The sequence below is a fragment of the Variovorax paradoxus EPS genome, assembly GCF_000184745.1.
GTDB classification, from domain to species: Bacteria; Pseudomonadota; Gammaproteobacteria; order Burkholderiales; family Burkholderiaceae_C; genus Variovorax; species Variovorax paradoxus_C.
On record NC_014931.1, the window covers coordinates 230,542 to 247,700 of the forward strand.

Genomic DNA, 17,159 nt, shown 5'->3' on the forward strand with positions numbered 1-17,159 from the left:
GTTCCCTCTCCCTCGGGGAGAGGGTTAGGGTGAGGGCATCGGCCTTCGCACAAGCACAGCCCTTGCTATCGCCGCTTTCCCTCACTCCAACCCTCTCTCCGAGGGGAGAGGGAGCGAGCCTGTGACACGCCGCGCCGACCTGCCGCAGACCCGCGCGGAGTTCCTCGCCGCCGATGGCGTACTGCTCGTGGTGCGTGAGACGCCCGTTGCGCCGGCGCCCGCCAAGGGCCAGCCCGCGGTGATCGCCGGCAACCCGATCGAAGGCGACGAGATCCTGATCGCGGTGTGGGACGACGGCAGCGTCTCCGCGCTGAACGGCCACGTCGATCTCGGCACCGGCATCCAGACCGCGCTGTCGCAGATCGTGGCCGAAGAACTCGACCTCGGCATGCCGTGCGTGCGCGTGATGCTGGGCGACACCGCGCGCGTCCCCAACCAGGGCGCAACGATCGCAAGCGCATCGATCCAGATCCATGCGCAGCCGCTGCGCCTTGCCGCTGCACAGGCGCGCGCGTGGCTGCTGGCGCGAGCGGCCGAACGCCTGGGCGTGGCGGTCGAAGCGCTGCAGGTACGCAACGGCGTGGTGCGCGTCACGGAGACGCCGGACCGCCACGTCAACTACGCGGACCTCGTGGCGCATCAACGCACGGTGTTGCGCCTCGACCCCGCCGCGAAGCTCAAGGACCCGGCCGACTACCGCATCGTCGGCACGCGCCAGGCGCGCGTGGACATTCCCGCCAAGCTCGCGGGCGAGCTCGTGTTCGTGCACGACATGCGCGTGCCGGGCATGCTGCACGGCCGCGTCGTGCGTCCGCCGTACGCGGGCGCGGACCACGGTGACTTCATCGGCAACACGCTCGAGTCGGTCGATGAATCGTCGATCGCGCACATCCCCGGCATCCGCGCCGTCGTCGTGATCCGCGACTTCGTCGGCATCGTCGCCGAGCGCGAGGAGCACGCCGAGCAGGCACTGCGAGAACTGCGCGTCACCTGGAAGGCGTGGCCCGGCATGCCCGACCTTTCCGATGTCGCGCAGGCCCTGCGCGACAACCCCTCGACGCAGCGCCTGCTGGTCGACGAAGGCGATGTCGATGGCGCCATCGCTTCCGCCGCGAAGCCGATGCAGCGCACCTATGTCTGGCCGTACCAGATGCACGCTTCCATCGGCCCCTCGTGCGCGCTGGCCGACTGGCAACCGGCCGATGGCAGCGGCGTGCAGTTGCGTGTGTGGGCCGGCTCGCAGAACCCGCACGTGCTGCGCGCCGATCTGGCAAAGCTCATGGGCGTGGACGACGTGCAGGTCGATGTGGTCCGCATGGAAGCCGCCGGCTGCTACGGCCGAAATGGCGCCGACGACGTGGCAGCCGATGCCGCATTGCTCGCGCGTGCCGTCGGCAAGCCGGTGCGCGTGCAGCTCACGCGCGAACAGGAGCATGCGTGGGAGCCCAAGGGCGCCGCGCAACTGATGGAGGTCGATGGCGGCCTGATGGCCGACGGCCGCATTGCCGCCTACGACTTTGAGACCTCCTACCCATCGAACGGTGCGCCGACGCTCGCGCTGCTGCTCACGCGCACCATCGAGCCGGTCGCGCAGGCCTACGAGATGGGCGACCGCACCGCGCGCCCGCCCTACAGCTACGACAACCTGCGCGTGAAGGTCAACGACATGGCGCCGATCGTGCGCGCCTCGTGGCTGCGCGGCGTGTCGGCATTGCCGAGTTCGTTTGCGCACGAGTCGTACATCGACGAGCTGGCGACTGCCGCGGGCGTCGATCCGGTGCAGTTCCGCCTGCGCCACCTGAACGATCCGCGCGCGGTCGAGCTGGTGCAGGCCACCGCGCAGAAAGCCGGCTGGCGCATGCGCACCGGCCCGCAGGAGAACGCGGACGGTGGACTGGGCGAGGGCGGCGACGTTCTCTTCGGCCAGGGCTTTGCGTATGCGCGCTACATCCACAGCAAGTGGCCGGGCTTCGGCGCCGCATGGGCCGCGTGGGTGGCCGACGTCGAGGTCAACCGCAAGACCGGCGAGGTGCATGTGCGCTGCGTGGTCGTGGGGCACGACGCGGGGCTGATGGTCAACCCCGCGGGCGTCGAGCACCAGGTGCACGGCAACGTGATCCAGACCACGAGCCGCGCGCTGATGGAAGAGGTGAAGTTCGCGCCGCAGCAGGACACGCCGTCGGGCGGCGCGCAGTTGCCGGGCGTGCTGCCGACCGGCGTGGTGGCAAGCCGCGAATGGGGCAGCTACCCGATCATCAACTTCCGCGACGTGCCGGTGATCGAGGTGATGCATATGCCGCGGCCGGGCGAGCCGTCGCTCGGTGCGGGCGAGTCGTCGTCGGTGCCGGGGACGGCTGCGATCGCGAATGCGATCTTCGATGCGACGGGGGTGCGGTTCAGGGCGCCGCCGTTCACGCCGGAGACGGTGCTGGCGGCGTTGAACCGGGAGTTTCTTCCGCCGCCTCCGGGGGCAGGTGGAGGCGAGCAGCGCTCGAATGGTGACGCTGCCGTGCCCCCATCCCAACCTTCCCCCGGAAGGGGAAGGAGCAAGACGGATGCACCGTGGCCTCGGCGCAAAGGTGTGTGGGCCACAGGCGCCGCGCTCTTCATCGGCGGCATCGGCGTCATCGCTGGCCTCCTCGGCTGGCGCTCGTCCATCGCGCCCGTCTCGCTCACCGCGCCGGTCTACAGCGAGTCCACCATCGAACGCGGCCGCGTGCTTGCCGCGCTCGGCGATTGCGCGGTGTGCCACACCGCACCCGGCGGCGCGCCCAACGCGGGCGGCCGCGCGATGGACACGCCCTTCGGCACGCTCTACACCACCAACCTCACGCCCGATGCCGACACCGGCCTCGGCCGCTGGTCCTTCAGCGCGTTCCAGCGCGCGATGCGCGAAGGCGTCTCGCGCGATGGCCATCACCTGTATCCGGCGTTCCCGTACACCGCATTCGCCAAGACCAGCGACGACGACCTGCAGGCGCTCTATGCGTACTTCATGTCGATGCCCGCGGTGCGCGCGGAAACGCCGAAGTCCGAGCTCAAGTTCCCGTTCAGCATGCGGCCGCTGATGGCCGGATGGAACGCGCTCTTCCACGACCCCGCGCCGCTGCAGCCCGTCGCCACGCAAAGCGCCGAGTGGAACCGCGGCGCGTACCTCGTCAACGGCCTCGGCCATTGCGGCGCCTGCCATACGCCGCGCAATGCGCTCGGGGCGGAGCAGGGCGGCAGCGCGTTCCTCTCGGGCGCGATGGTCGATGGCTGGGAAGCACCGGCGCTCACACACCTGTCGAAGTCCGCCGTGCCATGGGACACCGAAGAGCTGTACCGGTACCTGCGCAACGGCCACACGCAACGCCACGGCATCGCCGGCGGGCCGATGGCCGAGGTGGTGCGCGAACTCGGCCAGGTGCCCGACGCAGACGTGCGCGCGATGGCGACCTACCTCGGCTCCTTCAACCCCGCACCGGCAGCAGAGCCGCAAGCCCTCGCGCAGCAGGCCGTCGACAACGCGGCCCGCACGCAAGGCCAACTGCTCGGCCCCGCGCAGCGCATGTTCGACAGCGCCTGCGCCTCCTGCCACCACGACGGCAACGGCCCCACGCTGCTGGGCGTGAACACGCCGCTCGCGCTCAACAGCAGCCTCACGAGCGCACACCCCGACAACCTGCTGCGCACCATCCTCGACGGCGTGCGCGAGCCCGCGAACCGCGACATCGGCTTCATGCCCGCGTTTCGTGAAGCGCTCGACGACCGACAGATCGCCGAGCTGGCCGGCTACATGCGCGCGCGCTTCGCACCGCAGGAGCCGGCGTGGACCGACCTGCCCGCGCAGGTGACGCGCGCACGCGCCGCGAAGGCGCACGGCGCGGGGCACTGAGCCCAGTGTCCCGGTGCGCCCGCGGACGCACCGCCGACGCTACGATGCGGCGTCGCGCACCGGCCTCGTCGCTCGCGCGCTGCACCACCGAACACCATCAACGGAGACACACAGCACCATGGCCCTGAACCTCTCGCCCGCGACCAGCCTTCCCACCGACGCCGACCGTGCCACCCTGGTCGGCCGCATCTGGCAACCCGATGTGGGCCCGGTGCTGGTGGCCGTGCACGAAGGCGGCCTGCATGACCTGTCGAAGCTTGCGCCGACCATGAGCGACCTGCTCGAAGCCAAGGGCTCGCCGTCCGCCGCCGTGCGCGATGCGCTCAAGAGCGGCAAGGCGCCGCGCATCGCCGCGCTCGATGCCGTGCTCGCCAACAGCGACGAGACCGCGCGCGACAACGCCAAGCCCTGGCTGCTCGCGCCTTGCGACCTGCAGGTCATCAAGGCCAGCGGCGTGACCTTCGTGGCGAGCCTGCTCGAACGCGTGATCGAGGAGCAGGCCCGCGGCGATGCGTCCAAAGCCGAGGCCACGCGCGCGGCCATCGGCAAGGTGCTCGGCGACAACCTCGCCGACATCGTGCCCGGCTCGCCCGAGGCTGCGCGGGTCAAGGAGGTGCTGATCGCGCAGGGCGTGTGGTCGCAGTACCTCGAAGTGGGCATCGGCCCCGATGCCGAGATATTCACCAAGGCCCCGGTGCTCGCCGCCGTGGGCACAGGCGCCGACGTGGGCATCCATTCGGGCTCGGTCTGGAACAACCCCGAGCCCGAGGTCGTGCTCGCCGTGAACAGCCGCGGCGAGACACTGGGCGCCGCGCTCGGCAACGACGTCAACTTGCGCGACTTCGAAGGCCGCAGCGCGTTGCTGCTCGGCAAGGCGAAGGACAACAACGCCTCGTGCGCGATCGGTCCATTCATCCGCCTGTTCGACGAGCACTTCGGCATCGCCGATGTGCGCCGCATCACCGTTGGGCTTCAGGTGACCGGACCCGAAGGCTTCGTGCTCGAAGGCTCGAGCTCGCTCACGAAGATCAGCCGCGATCCGTTGGACATCGTGTCGCAGGCTGTTGGCATTCACCATGATTACCCGGACGGCTTCATGCTGTTTCTGGGCACCATGTTTGCGCCGACGCAGGATCGGCATGGGCCGGGGCAGGGATTCACGCATGTCGTGGGGGACCACGTGCGCGTGGGGGCGCCGGAGCTTGGTGCGCTGTTCAACCGGGTTGTGTATGCGGATCAGGCGCCGCGCTGGACTTTCGGGCTGAGTGCGTTGATGCGCAACCTGGGCGCGCGCGGCCTGTTGTAGCCCGGGTCATCGGCGCGGCGTGCCTCACACCACACCGTGCAACCCCCTGCGGTACTGCACCGCCTCCGCCACATGCATAACCTGCACCGTCTCCGACGAAGCCAGGTCCGCAATCGTTCGCGCCACCTTCAGCGCCCGGTGCGTGCTGCGCGCCGACCACCCCAGCTTGGCGGCCGCGTTGTAGATGAACTTCAGCGCCGTGGCGTCCAGCTCCGCATGCTTGTCGATCGCGCTGCCCTGCAGGTTCTGGTTGGCGTGGCCCTGGCGCTGCATCGCGCGTTCGCGCGCCGCCACCACGCGGCTGCGGATGCTCTCGGTCGATTCGCCCGGGGGTGAATTGAGCAGCTGCTCCGCCGACACCGCGGGCACTTCGATGTGCAGGTCGATGCGGTCCAGCAGCGGCCCGCTGAGCTTGCCCTGGTAGCGCGAGACCTGGTCCGGCGTGCAGCGGCAGGACTTCAGCGATGAACCGAGATAGCCGCAAGGGCAGGGGTTCATCGCCGCGATCAACTGGAAGCGCGCAGGAAATTCGGCGCGACGCGCAGCACGAACGATCGTGATCGTGCCGGTCTCCAGCGGCTCGCGCAGCGCTTCCAATGCGGAGCGCGCGAATTCGGGAAATTCATCGAGAAACAGCACGCCGTGATGCGCTCTTGAAATCTCTCCCGGCCGCGGCGGCGAGCCGCCACCCACCAATGCGACGGCGGAAGAGGTGTGATGCGGCGCCGAAGTCGGCCTGCACATCCACCGCTCCGTCGCGAAGCGCCCGCCCAGGCTCGCGACGGCTGCGCTCTCCAGCGCTTCGTCGATGCTCATCGCCGGCAGCAGGCCCGCAAAGCGCTGCGCGAGCATCGACTTGCCCGAGCCCGGCTCGCCCACCATCAACAGGCTGTGGCCGCCGGCCGCGGCGATCTCGAGTGCGCGCTTGGCACCGACATGGCCCTTGACCTCGGCCAGATCCGCGTACTGCGATGCGGCGACGCCCGGTGTGACGTAAATCCGCGCCCAGCCATCGTCGGAGGGTTCGGGTGCCGCGGCCTTGTCCTCCTCGGGCAGGAACTGCCGCACCACATCGAGCAGGTGCCTCGCGCCGTACACCTCTCCGCCGGGCACCAGCGCGGCCTCTTGCGCGCTGTCCATCGGCAGTACCAGCTTCGTCGCGACGCCACGCGTGTGCAGGGCCAGCGCCATGGCCAACGCGCCGCGTACCGGCCGCAACTCGCCCGACAGCGACAGCTCGCCCGCGAACTCGTGCCCCGCCAGCCGCGTGCCCTGGAACTGCCCGCTGGCCGCGAGGATGCCCAGCGCAATCGGCAGATCGAAGCGGCCGGAATCCTTCGGCAAGTCGGCTGGCGCGAGGCTCACCACGATCTTTTTGTTGTTCGGAAACTCCAGGCCCGCGTTCTGGATGGCCGAACGCACCCGGTCGCGCGATTCCTTTACCTCGGTTTCCGCCAGCCCCACGAGCGTGAAACTGGGCAAACCGTTCGCCAGATGCACCTCGACCGTGACATCGGCCGCTTCCAGCCCAAGCAAAGCGCGGCTTTGCACCAAAGACAGACTCATTTTTCTCCCTCTCCCCAAGATGGTGCATCCATCTTTTGTTGACCCCGCGGCCGCGCGGCACGGTGGTGCCTGCAACCGATCGAAACAACGCTTGTAACGAATTGGCGCTCATCGGCAGCCGTTCGCTCCCTGCTGGATGAAGGTATTCGTGCACTTTGGCACGCTCCCTGCTTTGAGGGTGTCAGGTCCCCCAACACTTACTTACTCGCGAGGAGTTTCCCGATGACGCACCGTTCCGCCGTTCAGGCGCTGATCGTTCTGGCCACTGCATTGACCGCATCGGGCGCCGCCCTGGCGCAGACGGCTCCGGCAGATCCGGCGCCGGCCCCGGCTCCCTCGCTGACCGGCAACATCTCGCTGACCACGAACTACAAGTTCCGCGGCCAGGACCAGGACATGATCGGCCGCAACGACTACGCCAAGACCCGCGGCCTGAAGCCCGCCATCCAGGGCGGTTTCGACTACGCCTTCGGCGACAGCGGCTTCTACGTGGGCAACTGGAACTCGAGCGTCAACTGGCTCAAGGGCAACAGCATCGAGACCGACCTGTACGGCGGCTACAAGTTCAAGGCCGGCCCGGTCGACATGGACGTCGGTGCCCTCACCTACATCTACCCGGGCAACTCCGCCGGCAACACCACCGAGCTCTACCTTGGCGCCACCTACGCCGACGAAACCTTCGGCTCGTTCACCGCCAAGTACTCGCACACCGTGTCGAAGGACTACTTCGGCTACGCAGGCAACAAGGCCGGCTCGGGCCTGAAGGGCCGCAACACCGGCTACCTGAACCTCGCGTACAGCAAGGAAATCGTGCCCAAGGTCACGCTGAAGGCAGCCGTTGGCTTCACCAACATGTCCAGCGACATCCGCAGCCTGGGCTACAAGAGCTATGTCGACTACAACGTCGGCGCCTCGTACGACTTCGGCAACGGCCTGTCGCTCACCGGCTCGGTGCAGGGCGCCAACAAGAAGGCGAACTACCAGGTCGTCGCGAACCCGGGCCTGGAGATCCCCGACTTCGGCACCTTCGGCACGACGTACTACTCGCCGAACAAGGCGCGCTTCATCCTCACGCTGACGAAGACGCTCTAAATAAAAACAACGAGGTGCGGCCCAAGCTGCCGCACCATTTCATTTCCATCCAAAGGAGAAGTTCACATGAAGCTGGTCACAGCCATCATCAAACCGTTCAAGCTCGACGAAGTGCGTGAAGCACTGTCGGCGATCGGCGTGCAGGGGATCACCGTCACCGAGGTGAAGGGCTTCGGCCGCCAGAAGGGCCACACCGAGCTCTACCGCGGCGCGGAGTACGTGGTCGACTTCCTGCCCAAGGTCAAGATCGAAGCGGCCGTCTCCGACGACCTGGTCGATCGCGTGATCGAAGCCGTCGAAGGTGCCGCCCGCACCGGCAAGATCGGCGACGGAAAGATCTTTGTCTACAACCTCGAGCAGGTCGTACGCATCCGCACCGGCGAAACGGGCCGCGAAGCCCTCTGATCGTGTTTGGCACTAAAGAACAACGACTATGAAAAAACTGCTTGTCTCTCTTGCGCTCGGCCTGAGCGTTCTCGCAGCCGGCACGTCCGGCTTCGCACAGACACCCGCCGCGCCTGCTGAAGCGCCCGCCGCATCCGCGCCGGCTGCCGCAGCACCCGCGGCCGCTCCCGCCGCTGCAGCGCCTGCCGCCGCAGCAGCTGCAGCACCCGCCGCGGCCGAAGCAGCACCTGCTGCCGCACCCGCGCCGTCCTTCAACAAGGGCGACACCAGTTGGATGATGCTGTCCACGCTGCTCGTGATCATGATGACCATCCCCGGCCTCGCGCTGTTCTACGGCGGCCTGGTCCGCAGCAAGAACATGCTGTCGGTGCTGATGCAGGTGATGGTCACGTTCTCGCTGATCGTCGTGCTGTGGCTTATCTACGGCTACAGCCTCGCGTTCACCGAGGGCAATGCCTTCATCGGCGGATTCGACCGGCTCTTCATGAAGGGGATCTTCGATCCGGCCACCGGCGTGTTCGCAGCCGGCGCAACCTTCAGCAAGGGTGTCTACATCCCAGAACTGCTGTTCGCCGCCTTCCAGGCCACGTTCGCCGGCATCACCTGCTGCCTGATCGTGGGTGCCTTTGCCGAACGCGCCAAGTTCTCGGCCGTGCTGCTGTTCATGGTGATCTGGTTCACCTTCAGCTATGCACCGCTGGCTCACATGGTCTGGTTCTGGATGGGCCCTGACGCCTACACCGCCGCCAACGTGGTGGACGCACAGAACGCCAAGGCCGGCCTGATCTGGCAGTGGGGCGCGCTCGACTTCGCAGGCGGCACCGTGGTGCACATCAACGCAGCCGTCGCCGGCCTCGTGGGTGCCTTCCTGATCGGCAAGCGCGTGGGCTACGGCAAGGAAGCCTTCACGCCGCACTCGCTCACGCTCACCATGGTCGGCGCTTCGCTGCTGTGGGTCGGCTGGTTCGGCTTCAACGCAGGTTCGGCCCTGGAAGCCGGCACCAGCGCCGTGCTCGCCTTCATGAACACCTTCTCGGCCACCGCCGCCGCCGTGCTCGCATGGTGCATCGGTGAAGCGCTGATGCGCGGCAAGGCCTCGATGCTGGGTGCCGCTTCGGGCGCCGTTGCAGGCCTCGTGGCCATCACCCCGGCCGCCGGCAACGTCGGCCTGATGGGCGCCATCGTCATCGGCTTCATCGCCGGCTTCGCCTGCCTCTGGGGCGTCAACGGTCTCAAGAAGCTGCTCGGCGCGGACGACTCGCTCGACGTGTTCGGCGTGCACGGTGTCGGCGGTATCGTCGGCGCGCTGCTCACCGGCGTGTTCAACACCCAGGCACTCGGTGGCCCCGGCCTCGTGGGCGACTGGGTCACGGCCAGCGTCGTCTCCAACGGCATCGGTGCCCAGGTCTGGATCCAGCTCAAGGGCGTGCTGCTGACCATCGTGTGGTCGGGCGTGGTGGCGTTCATCGCCTTCAAGATCGCCGACCTCACCATCGGTCTGCGTGTGTCGGAAGAAGAAGAGCGCGAAGGCCTCGACATCTCCTCGCACGGCGAAACCGCCTACAACCGTTGATTCCCTACTGCGGAGCCCTCCGGGGCTTCGCAGCCGGATGACCACCATCCTTTTTCTTCACAAGAACAATTCTTCGTAACGAGTTTTTCAAGCGAGGTCTCCTTTGGATGTTCAGCCCGCGAGCGCTTCGGCGCCAGCGGGCTTTTTTTTGCCTGCCGCGGCCATCGCCAGGGGCACAATCGCCCCACCATGTGGACCTCCCTCGACAACAGCCTCTGCGAGCTCGGCGAATCGCCGTTCTGGCACCCTGAAGAACGCTCCCTCTATTGGCTCGACATCCCTGGCCGCGCCGTGTTGCGAACGCGCGGCGACATCGGAACGACAAGTGCCACGGTCGAGCGATGGGCCCTCTCCACCGAACCCGGCTGCATGGCGCCGGCCCGAAGCGGCGGCCTCGTGATCGCACTGCGCGACGGCATCTACCGCGCGCGCGAATGGGGCGGTGAACTGGTCGCGATGGCGCGCGTCGAGCACGACGTGCGCACCATGCGTTTCAACGACGGCAAATGCGATCCGCTCGGGCGCTTCTGGGGCGGTTCGCTCAACGAGGCGAAAGACCGCGCCAACGCCGCGCTCTACTGCTTCGATGCACGCCCTGGCACCGACATTTCGCCCACGCTTTCGCAGATGGCCAACGAGTCCACCACCGCCAACGGCCTCTCGTTCTCCCCCGACGCGCGCACTCTCTACTGGGCCGACACCGCCGCGCACGTGGTCTGTGCATGGGACTGGGATGCCGAGGCCAACGCGCTCTCGCGCGCCCGCGTGTTCCACCAGTTCGACGCCAAGCCCGAAGGCTGGACACCCGACTCGCCGGTTCGCTACGAAGGCCGGCCCGATGGCGCGACGGTCGATGCCGAAGGGCACTACTGGGTCGCGATGTTCGAAGGCGCGCAGCTGCTGCGCTTCGCGCCGTCCGGTGAAATCGTGGCCTCGGTGCCGGTCCCTCTTCAATGCCCGACCATGCCTTGTTTCGGCGGCGATGACCTCAAGACGCTCTTCGTCACCAGCGGCCGCAAAGGCCGGCCTGCTGCGGAGATCGAACGACTTCCGGCATCGGGCACGGTGATCTCGACGCGCGTCGATACGCCCGGGCTGCCGGTCAGTTTTTTCGAGGACTAGGGTGAGACGTTCAGGGCGCGATCCCGCCGACGGGGTACCTTGCTCCGCGAATGTCCCCCGCCTTCGGCTCCTCCTTGATTTCGCTGCGCAAGGCACCCCATCGGCGTGCTCGTCATTCAGTGCAGTCGTTGATCGGCCAGCACCACGGCAGCGCTCTGTGTGCGCAGGGCATCGGGTGCTCCCCGCAGCGAAATCAAGGAGGAGGGCGAAGCCCGGGGGACATTCGCGGAGGGGAGTACCCGGTGGCCTGTGCACGCGCCCTGAACAGAAGTCCGGAGCGTAAGAACCAAGTGGCTCTCCAGCACATCCCGCCGATCCAATGCCTGCTGACGTTCGAGGCGGTGGCACGTCTGCGGCACGCGGGCCGCGCGGCCGACGAGTTGTGCGTCACCCCCAGCGCCGTCAGCCACCGCATCCGCCAACTCGAAGCGCACGTCGGCTTCAAGCTTTTCGGCCGCAGCGATTTCAGCCTGACGGCCGACGGCGCGGCCTACCTCGCGAACGTGCGCACCGGCCTTGCGGCATTGCAGGCCACGCCGCTGGCCAACGCCGCACCGCGCGCCACACGCCTGCGCATCGCCGTCACGCCGACCTTCAGCCGCCAGTTCCTGATGCCCCGGCTCGAGCTGTTCCGCAACATCTATCCGGACATCGAACTCGTGCTGCAGGTGTCGATCCCGCTACTCGACGTGACGGCCGAGCAGGCCGACCTCGAAGTGCGCTACGGCACCGGCGCCTATGCCGACTGCGAACACCGCCTGCTGCTCGAGGAAGAAGTGGTGCCCGCCTGCAGCCCGAGCTTCCTCAACGAGTTCGGCCCGTTCGACGGCTTTCGCACGGCAGCCGAGATCGCGAGTGCGCGGCTCATCCGCAGCCCGCTCGAACCCTGGGGCACCTGGTTCGCGCACTGCGGCATCGACCAGCCGGAGCCGCACGTCGGCTCGCAGTTCAACGACCTGGGGCTCGTCTACGACGCGGCCGCGAGCGGCTTCGGCGTGGCGCTGGTGCGGCAGAAGATGGGCGCTGCGTGGTTCGAATCGGGCCGTTTGGTGGCGCTCTCCGACCGGGCCGTGCCGTCGCCGCACCGGCACACCATCTGCTGGCAGCCCGGCACCCTCGAGCGCTGGGAGTGCGCGGCCTTCGTCGACTGGCTCGCGCAGAGCCTGCGCTGAGCGGGCGGCCGGGCCCGCCGGCAAAGTTCTTTCAAGCGCGGCGCAAAAAAGCTTCAACCCGGCGCCGCCGCATTTCCGTAGAGTGCGTTACCCCCGAGACATCCGCCAGAAAAGACAAGAGGCCCGCCGCATGAATGCGCCGCTCACTGCCGTCCAGCAAGATTCGCTACAGAAAACGGAGCGCCAGTCGCAAGTCGTGCGCGCGCTGCAGGTCCACCTGCCCGCGCATGCCCTGATCTGGCATGCCGAAGACACCACGCCCTACGAGTGCGACGGCCTCACCGCCTACCGGCAGCGGCCGCTCGTCGTGGCCCTGCCCGAGACCGAGGCGCAGGTCGCCGCCGTGCTCAAGACCTGCCATCAGCTTGGCGTGCCCGTGGTGGCGCGCGGCGCGGGTACCGGGCTTTCGGGCGGCGCGATGCCTCATGCGCTGGGCGTGACGCTCTCGCTCGCCAAGTTCAACCGCATCCTGAAGATCGACCCGGTGAGCCGCACGGCCGTCGTGCAGTGCGGCGTGCGCAACCTCGCGATCAGCGAGGCGGCCGCGCCGTTCAACCTCTACTACGCACCCGATCCGTCGAGCCAGATCGCCTGCACCATCGGCGGCAACGTGGCCGAGAACTCGGGCGGCGTGCATTGCCTGAAGTACGGACTCACGCTGCACAACGTGCTGCGCGTGCGCGGCTTCACCGCCGAAGGCGACGCCATCGAGTTCGGCGGCGAGGCGCTCGATGCGCCGGGGCTCGATCTGCTCGCGCTGGTCATCGGCAGCGAAGGCATGCTGGCCGTGACCACCGAGGTCACCGTCAAGCTCGTGCCCAAGCCGCAGCTCGCGCGCTGCATCATGGCCAGCTTCGACGACGTGCGCAAAGCCGGCGATGCGGTGGCCGCGGTGATCGCGGCCGGCATCATTCCCGCGGGGCTGGAGATGATGGACAAGCCGATGACCGCCGCCGTCGAAGACTTCGTGCGCGCGGGCTACGACCTCGATGCCGCGGCGATCCTGCTGTGCGAATCGGACGGCACGCCTGAAGAAGTCGAAGAAGAAATCGGCCGCATGACCGCCGTGCTGCGCGGCTGCGGCGCCACCGCCATCGCGGTGAGCAACAGCGAAGAAGAGCGCATGAAATTCTGGAGCGGCCGCAAGAACGCCTTTCCGGCGTCGGGCCGCATCAGCCCGGACTACATGTGCCTGGATTCGACCATTCCGCGCAAGCGCCTCGCGGACATCCTGCTCGCGATCCAGGAGATGGAGAAAAAGTACAACCTGCGCTGCTGCAACGTGTTCCACGCGGGCGATGGCAACCTGCATCCGCTGGTGCTGTTCGATGCGAACGACCCCGACGAGCTGCATCGCTGCGAGCTCTTCGGCGCCGACATCCTGGAGACCAGCGTCGCGATGGGCGGCACGGTGTCGGGCGAGCACGGCGTGGGCGTCGAAAAGCTCAACAGCATGTGCGTGCAGTTCACCGCGGCCGAGAACGAGCAGATGTTCGGCGTGAAGCGTGCATTCGATCCGGCCGGGCTGTTGAATCCCGGCAAGGTGATTCCGACGCTGCAGCGCTGCGCCGAGTACGGCAAGCAGGTGGTGCGTGGTGGGAAGCTGCCGCATCCCGATCTGCCGCGCTTCTGAGAACAACAACAAAAAGAGACTATGGATTCAGCTCTCCACCAGATCGTCGAGCGCATCCGCGCCGCAACCGCCAACGCCACGCCGCTTTGCATACGCGGCGGCGGCACCAAGGATTTCTACGGCGAAGCGCTGCAAGGTGACATCCTCGACACCACAGCGCTCACTGGCATCACTAGCTACGAGCCGAGCGAGCTCGTTGTCACCGTGCGCGCAGGTACGCCGCTCGCCGAACTCGAAGCCGCGTTGGCCGAGAAGGGTCAGTGCCTGCCCTTCGAGCCGCCGCACTTCGGAAGCGACGGCACGGTGGGCGGCATGGTCGCTGCTGGCCTCAGTGGCCCCGCGCGCGCCAGCGTGGGCGCGGTGCGCGACTACGTGCTCGGCGCCACGCTGGTCAACGGCCGCGGTGATGTCCTGAGCTTCGGCGGACAGGTGATGAAGAACGTCGCAGGCTACGACGTCTCGCGCGTGCTGGCTGGCTCGCTCGGCACGCTGGGCGTGATCGCCGAAGTGAGCCTCAAGGTGCTGCCCGTTGCGCCGGCCGAGGCCACGCTGGAGTTCGCCTGCAGCCAGGCCGATGCGCTGCGGCTGCTCAATGAATGGGGCGGCCGGCCGCTGCCGCTGAATGCGAGTTGCTGGTTCGAATACGCGGGAGCCGGCGCGCTTTACCTGCGGCTGCGCGGCGCGGTTGCTGCCGTGGAGGCGGCATGCACGCACCTCGGCGGCGAGCGCAAGGACAACGCACGTGCCGCTGCCGACTGGCAGGCGCTGCGCGACCAGCAGTTGCCGTGGTTTGACGTCGCGAGCGGGCCAGATGCACTCTGGCGCCTTTCGGTGCCGCAGACCGCGCCGGTGCTCGCCATCGATGGCAACGCGCCGTTGATCGAGTGGCATGGCGGAGAGCGCTGGTACAAGGCGCTGCCGGATCAGGCCGCACGCATCCGCGAGGCCGCGCACGCAGCCGGCGGCCACGCCACGCTGTTCAGAACGCCTGCCTCCAACATCCCCCGCTTCGACGCGATGAGCGCCCCGATCGCCCGCATCCACCGTGCGCTGATGCAGGAGTTCGATCCGCACCGCATCTTCAATCGCGGCCGGCTTTTCGCAGACGCATAAAAAAGAGACGACACCCCGCGATGCAAACCGAACTCGCCCCCGAATTCCGCGACACCGACGAAGGCCGCGAAGCCGAAGCCATCCTGCGCAAGTGCGTGCACTGCGGCTTCTGCACCGCCACCTGCCCGACCTACCAACTGCTCGGCGACGAGCTCGACGGCCCGCGCGGACGCATCTACCTCATCAAGCAGGTGCTCGAAGGCAAGGCGCCGACGCGCAGCACGCAGCTGCACCTCGACCGGTGCCTGACCTGCCGCAACTGCGAGAGCACCTGCCCGAGCGGCGTGCAATACGGCAACCTCGTGGACATCGGCCGCAAGATCGTCGACGAGAAGGTGCCGCGCCCGGCGATGGAATCGGCCAAGCGCTGGCTGCTGAAGGAAGGGCTGCCGTCGCCGCTGTTCGGCCCCGCGATGAAGCTCGCGCAGTCGGTGCGCGGCCTGTTGCCCGATGCGCTCAAGGCCAAGGTGCCGGCGAAGCAGGAAGCGGGCGCCTGGCCCACCGCCACGCATGCGCGCAAGGTGCTGATGCTCGCGGGCTGCGTGCAGCCGTCGATGATGCCCAACATCAACAGCGCCACCGCGCGCGTGCTCGATGCGGCCGGCATCCAGGTCGTGATCGCGAAGGAGGCCGGCTGCTGCGGCGCGGTGAAGTTCCACCTCAACGACCAGGAAGGCGGCAAGGCGCAGATGCGCGCCAACATCGATGCGTGGTGGCCAGAGGTCGAGCGCAATGAAGTGGAAGCCATCGTGATGAACGCGTCGGGCTGCGGCGTCACCGTGCGCGAGTACGGCCACCTGCTGCAGCACGATGCGGCCTATGCGGCGAAGGCGGCGCGCATCAGCGAACTGACGCGCGACCTGAGCGAGCTGCTGCCCGATCTCTTGCCCGCGTTGAAGGCCCGCGTGCGCGCGCCCGAAGGCGTGGTCGCCTACCACCCGCCGTGCACGCTGCAGCACGGCCAGAAGCTGCGCGGCGGCGTCGAGACGCACCTGCGCGCACTCGGCTTCGACGTGCGCGTGGCCATGAACGAATCGCACCTGTGCTGCGGCTCAGCGGGCACGTATTCGGTGCTGCAGCCCGAGCTGGCCTACCCGCTGCGCGACCGCAAGCTGGGGCACCTGAAGCAGCTGCAGCCCACCACCATTGCCTCGGCCAACATCGGCTGCATCACGCACCTGCAAAGCGGCAGCGGGGAGACGCCGGTGCGGCACTGGGTCGAGCTGCTGGATGCCGCACTGGATCGCCGGCCGGGCGCGCAGGGTAGGGCCTGATCGCACAGCAGGGCAGGGCGCGGTCCGACTCGCGCGGCGGACGCTTGCGGCGCATCATGGCGGCACCGAATCTGCAAGGAGCCTGTGCCATGTCCCACGTTATCCAACTTCCGCTGCGACGCGTTCTGCTGGCCTGCGCTTGCGTGGCCGGTGCCGTGGCGGCGCACGCCCAGTCCGCCATGCCTGCGTGGCAGGGCGCCGGTCCTACGCGCTACGTCTGCGGCGGTATCGGCTCCGACGAATCGAATGCGATGCGCGGGGCCATGAAGGAGCATCCGCTCTCGCTGTTGTTTGCACGCGCCGACGGCGCCTACATGGCCAGCGTCGACGTCACGATCAAGGGCGGCGACACCAACTCGTCCGCTGCCATGGCCTTTCGCGCCGGCGGTCCGGTGTGCCTGATCGACATCCCGGACGGGCGTTACACCATCGATGTCACCACGCCCGGCGGGCAGGCCAAGAGCCAGACGGTGACGGTGGGCGGCGGCGCGAAGACCGCCAGCTTCCGCTTCTGAAGAAGGCGTGAAGCGGGTGTTCAGCCCGCTGCGAGCGCCGCCTCGACGTCGCGCGTGAGCGAGGCGGGCGTGTCGAGCGGCGCATAGCGCTTGAGCACCGTGCCATCGCGCCCGATGAGGAACTTGGTGAAGTTCCACTTGATGGCGGTGAGGCCCAGGAGGCCCGGCTTCTCTTTGGTGAGCCACTGGTAGAGCGGCGCGGCGTTGCTGCCGTTGACGTCGATCTTCTCCATCATCGGAAAACTCACGCCGTAGTTCTTGGTGCAGAACGCGCCGATTTCCTCGTTGGTGCCCGGGTCCTGCGAGCCGAACTGGTTCGACGGAAAACCCAGCACCGCGAGGCCCTGGTCGGCGTACTTCTCGTGCAACGCTTCGAGCCCGGCGAACTGCGGCGTGAACCCGCATTTGCTCGCCGTGTTGACGATCAGCAGCACCTTGCCCTTGAAGGCGGAAAGCTTCACGGGCTTGCCGTCGATCTGGTTGGCCTCGAAGTCGTAGACGCTGGTCATGG

General features: G+C 67.8%; 13 protein-coding genes. 11 read left to right on the forward strand and 2 right to left on the reverse strand.

Translation table 11 applies throughout. From position 1 onward, the window contains the following. Nucleotides 1-121: 121 nt before the first annotated feature. Nucleotides 122-3,877, forward strand: a complete 3,756-nt coding sequence (locus tag VARPA_RS01090) for a molybdopterin cofactor-binding domain-containing protein (protein ID WP_013538687.1) — start codon at nt 122-124, stop codon at nt 3,875-3,877. Nucleotides 3,878-3,995: 118 nt separating this feature from the next. Next, the gene (locus VARPA_RS01095) at nt 3,996-5,183 is read left to right on the forward strand and encodes a fumarylacetoacetate hydrolase family protein (protein WP_013538688.1); all 1,188 of its coding nucleotides are present in this window, start codon (nt 3,996-3,998) and stop codon (nt 5,181-5,183) included. A gap of 24 nt (nt 5,184-5,207) precedes the next feature. Here the strand turns inward: VARPA_RS01095 and VARPA_RS01100 are convergent, their stop codons facing one another. Continuing rightward, complete coding sequence (locus VARPA_RS01100) at nt 5,208-6,749, reverse strand: YifB family Mg chelatase-like AAA ATPase (protein ID WP_013538689.1); 1,542 nt, start codon at nt 6,747-6,749, stop codon at nt 5,208-5,210. 222 nt (nt 6,750-6,971) lie between these two features. Here VARPA_RS01100 and VARPA_RS01105 point away from each other — a divergent pair, with 222 nt between their 5' ends. The 9 genes from VARPA_RS01105 to VARPA_RS01150 all read left to right on the forward strand — a co-directional run bounded on the left by VARPA_RS01105 (nt 6,972) and on the right by VARPA_RS01150 (nt 16,648). Continuing rightward, nucleotides 6,972-7,841, forward strand: a complete 870-nt coding sequence (locus VARPA_RS01105) for a TorF family putative porin (RefSeq protein WP_013538690.1) — start codon at nt 6,972-6,974, stop codon at nt 7,839-7,841. 66 nt (nt 7,842-7,907) lie between these two features. Then, nucleotides 7,908-8,246, forward strand: coding sequence for a P-II family nitrogen regulator (glnK, locus tag VARPA_RS01110; RefSeq protein ID WP_007833403.1), 339 nt, complete (start codon nt 7,908-7,910; stop codon nt 8,244-8,246). Nucleotides 8,247-8,274: 28 nt separating this feature from the next. Further along, nucleotides 8,275-9,819 (forward strand): ammonium transporter, encoded by a 1,545-nt coding sequence (locus tag VARPA_RS01120; protein WP_200861448.1) that lies wholly within the window; start codon nt 8,275-8,277, stop codon nt 9,817-9,819. Nucleotides 9,820-10,008: 189 nt separating this feature from the next. Then, nucleotides 10,009-10,941, forward strand: coding sequence for an SMP-30/gluconolactonase/LRE family protein (locus tag VARPA_RS01125; protein ID WP_013538692.1), 933 nt, complete (start codon nt 10,009-10,011; stop codon nt 10,939-10,941). Nucleotides 10,942-11,231: 290 nt separating this feature from the next. Continuing rightward, nucleotides 11,232-12,113, forward strand: a complete 882-nt coding sequence (locus VARPA_RS01130) for a LysR substrate-binding domain-containing protein (RefSeq protein ID WP_041942729.1) — start codon at nt 11,232-11,234, stop codon at nt 12,111-12,113. Between the two features lie 130 nt (nt 12,114-12,243). Continuing rightward, nucleotides 12,244-13,746, forward strand: a complete 1,503-nt coding sequence (locus tag VARPA_RS01135) for an FAD-linked oxidase C-terminal domain-containing protein (protein WP_013538694.1) — start codon at nt 12,244-12,246, stop codon at nt 13,744-13,746. A gap of 21 nt (nt 13,747-13,767) precedes the next feature. Next, entirely contained in the window at nt 13,768-14,859 is a 1,092-nt protein-coding gene (glcE, locus tag VARPA_RS01140) for a glycolate oxidase subunit GlcE (protein WP_013538695.1), read from the forward strand. 20 nt (nt 14,860-14,879) lie between these two features. Beyond that, nucleotides 14,880-16,133: a glycolate oxidase subunit GlcF gene (glcF, locus tag VARPA_RS01145; protein WP_013538696.1), complete on the forward strand. Its 1,254-nt coding sequence runs from the start codon at nt 14,880-14,882 to the stop codon at nt 16,131-16,133. Nucleotides 16,134-16,222: 89 nt separating this feature from the next. After that, nucleotides 16,223-16,648 carry a hypothetical protein gene (locus VARPA_RS01150; RefSeq protein ID WP_013538697.1) on the forward strand — a complete coding sequence of 142 codons (426 nt, stop codon included), beginning with the start codon at nt 16,223-16,225 and terminating at the stop codon, nt 16,646-16,648. A gap of 20 nt (nt 16,649-16,668) precedes the next feature. On the opposite strand, the gene VARPA_RS01155 is transcribed toward VARPA_RS01150, so the two are convergent. Then, entirely contained in the window at nt 16,669-17,157 is a 489-nt protein-coding gene (locus VARPA_RS01155; RefSeq protein WP_013538698.1) for a glutathione peroxidase, read from the reverse strand. Nucleotides 17,158-17,159: the final 2 nt, after the last annotated feature.

Bases quoted from the DNA above. Each gene is read 5' to 3' on its own strand.
- VARPA_RS01150 (WP_013538697.1), top strand. From the start codon at position 16,223: ATGTCCCACGTTATCCAACTTCCGCTGCGACGCGTTCTGCTGGCCTGC.
- VARPA_RS01155 (WP_013538698.1), bottom strand. From the start codon at position 17,157: ATGACCAGCGTCTACGACTTCGAGGCCAACCAGATCGACGGCAAGCCC.
- VARPA_RS01135 (WP_013538694.1), top strand. From the start codon at position 12,244: ATGAATGCGCCGCTCACTGCCGTCCAGCAAGATTCGCTACAGAAAACG.
- glcE (WP_013538695.1), top strand. From the start codon at position 13,768: ATGGATTCAGCTCTCCACCAGATCGTCGAGCGCATCCGCGCCGCAACC.
- VARPA_RS01095 (WP_013538688.1), top strand. From the start codon at position 3,996: ATGGCCCTGAACCTCTCGCCCGCGACCAGCCTTCCCACCGACGCCGAC.
- VARPA_RS01120 (WP_200861448.1), top strand. From the start codon at position 8,275: ATGAAAAAACTGCTTGTCTCTCTTGCGCTCGGCCTGAGCGTTCTCGCA.
- VARPA_RS01125 (WP_013538692.1), top strand. From the start codon at position 10,009: ATGTGGACCTCCCTCGACAACAGCCTCTGCGAGCTCGGCGAATCGCCG.
- VARPA_RS01100 (WP_013538689.1), bottom strand. From the start codon at position 6,749: ATGAGTCTGTCTTTGGTGCAAAGCCGCGCTTTGCTTGGGCTGGAAGCG.
- VARPA_RS01105 (WP_013538690.1), top strand. From the start codon at position 6,972: ATGACGCACCGTTCCGCCGTTCAGGCGCTGATCGTTCTGGCCACTGCA.
- glnK (WP_007833403.1), top strand. From the start codon at position 7,908: ATGAAGCTGGTCACAGCCATCATCAAACCGTTCAAGCTCGACGAAGTG.
- glcF (WP_013538696.1), top strand. From the start codon at position 14,880: ATGCAAACCGAACTCGCCCCCGAATTCCGCGACACCGACGAAGGCCGC.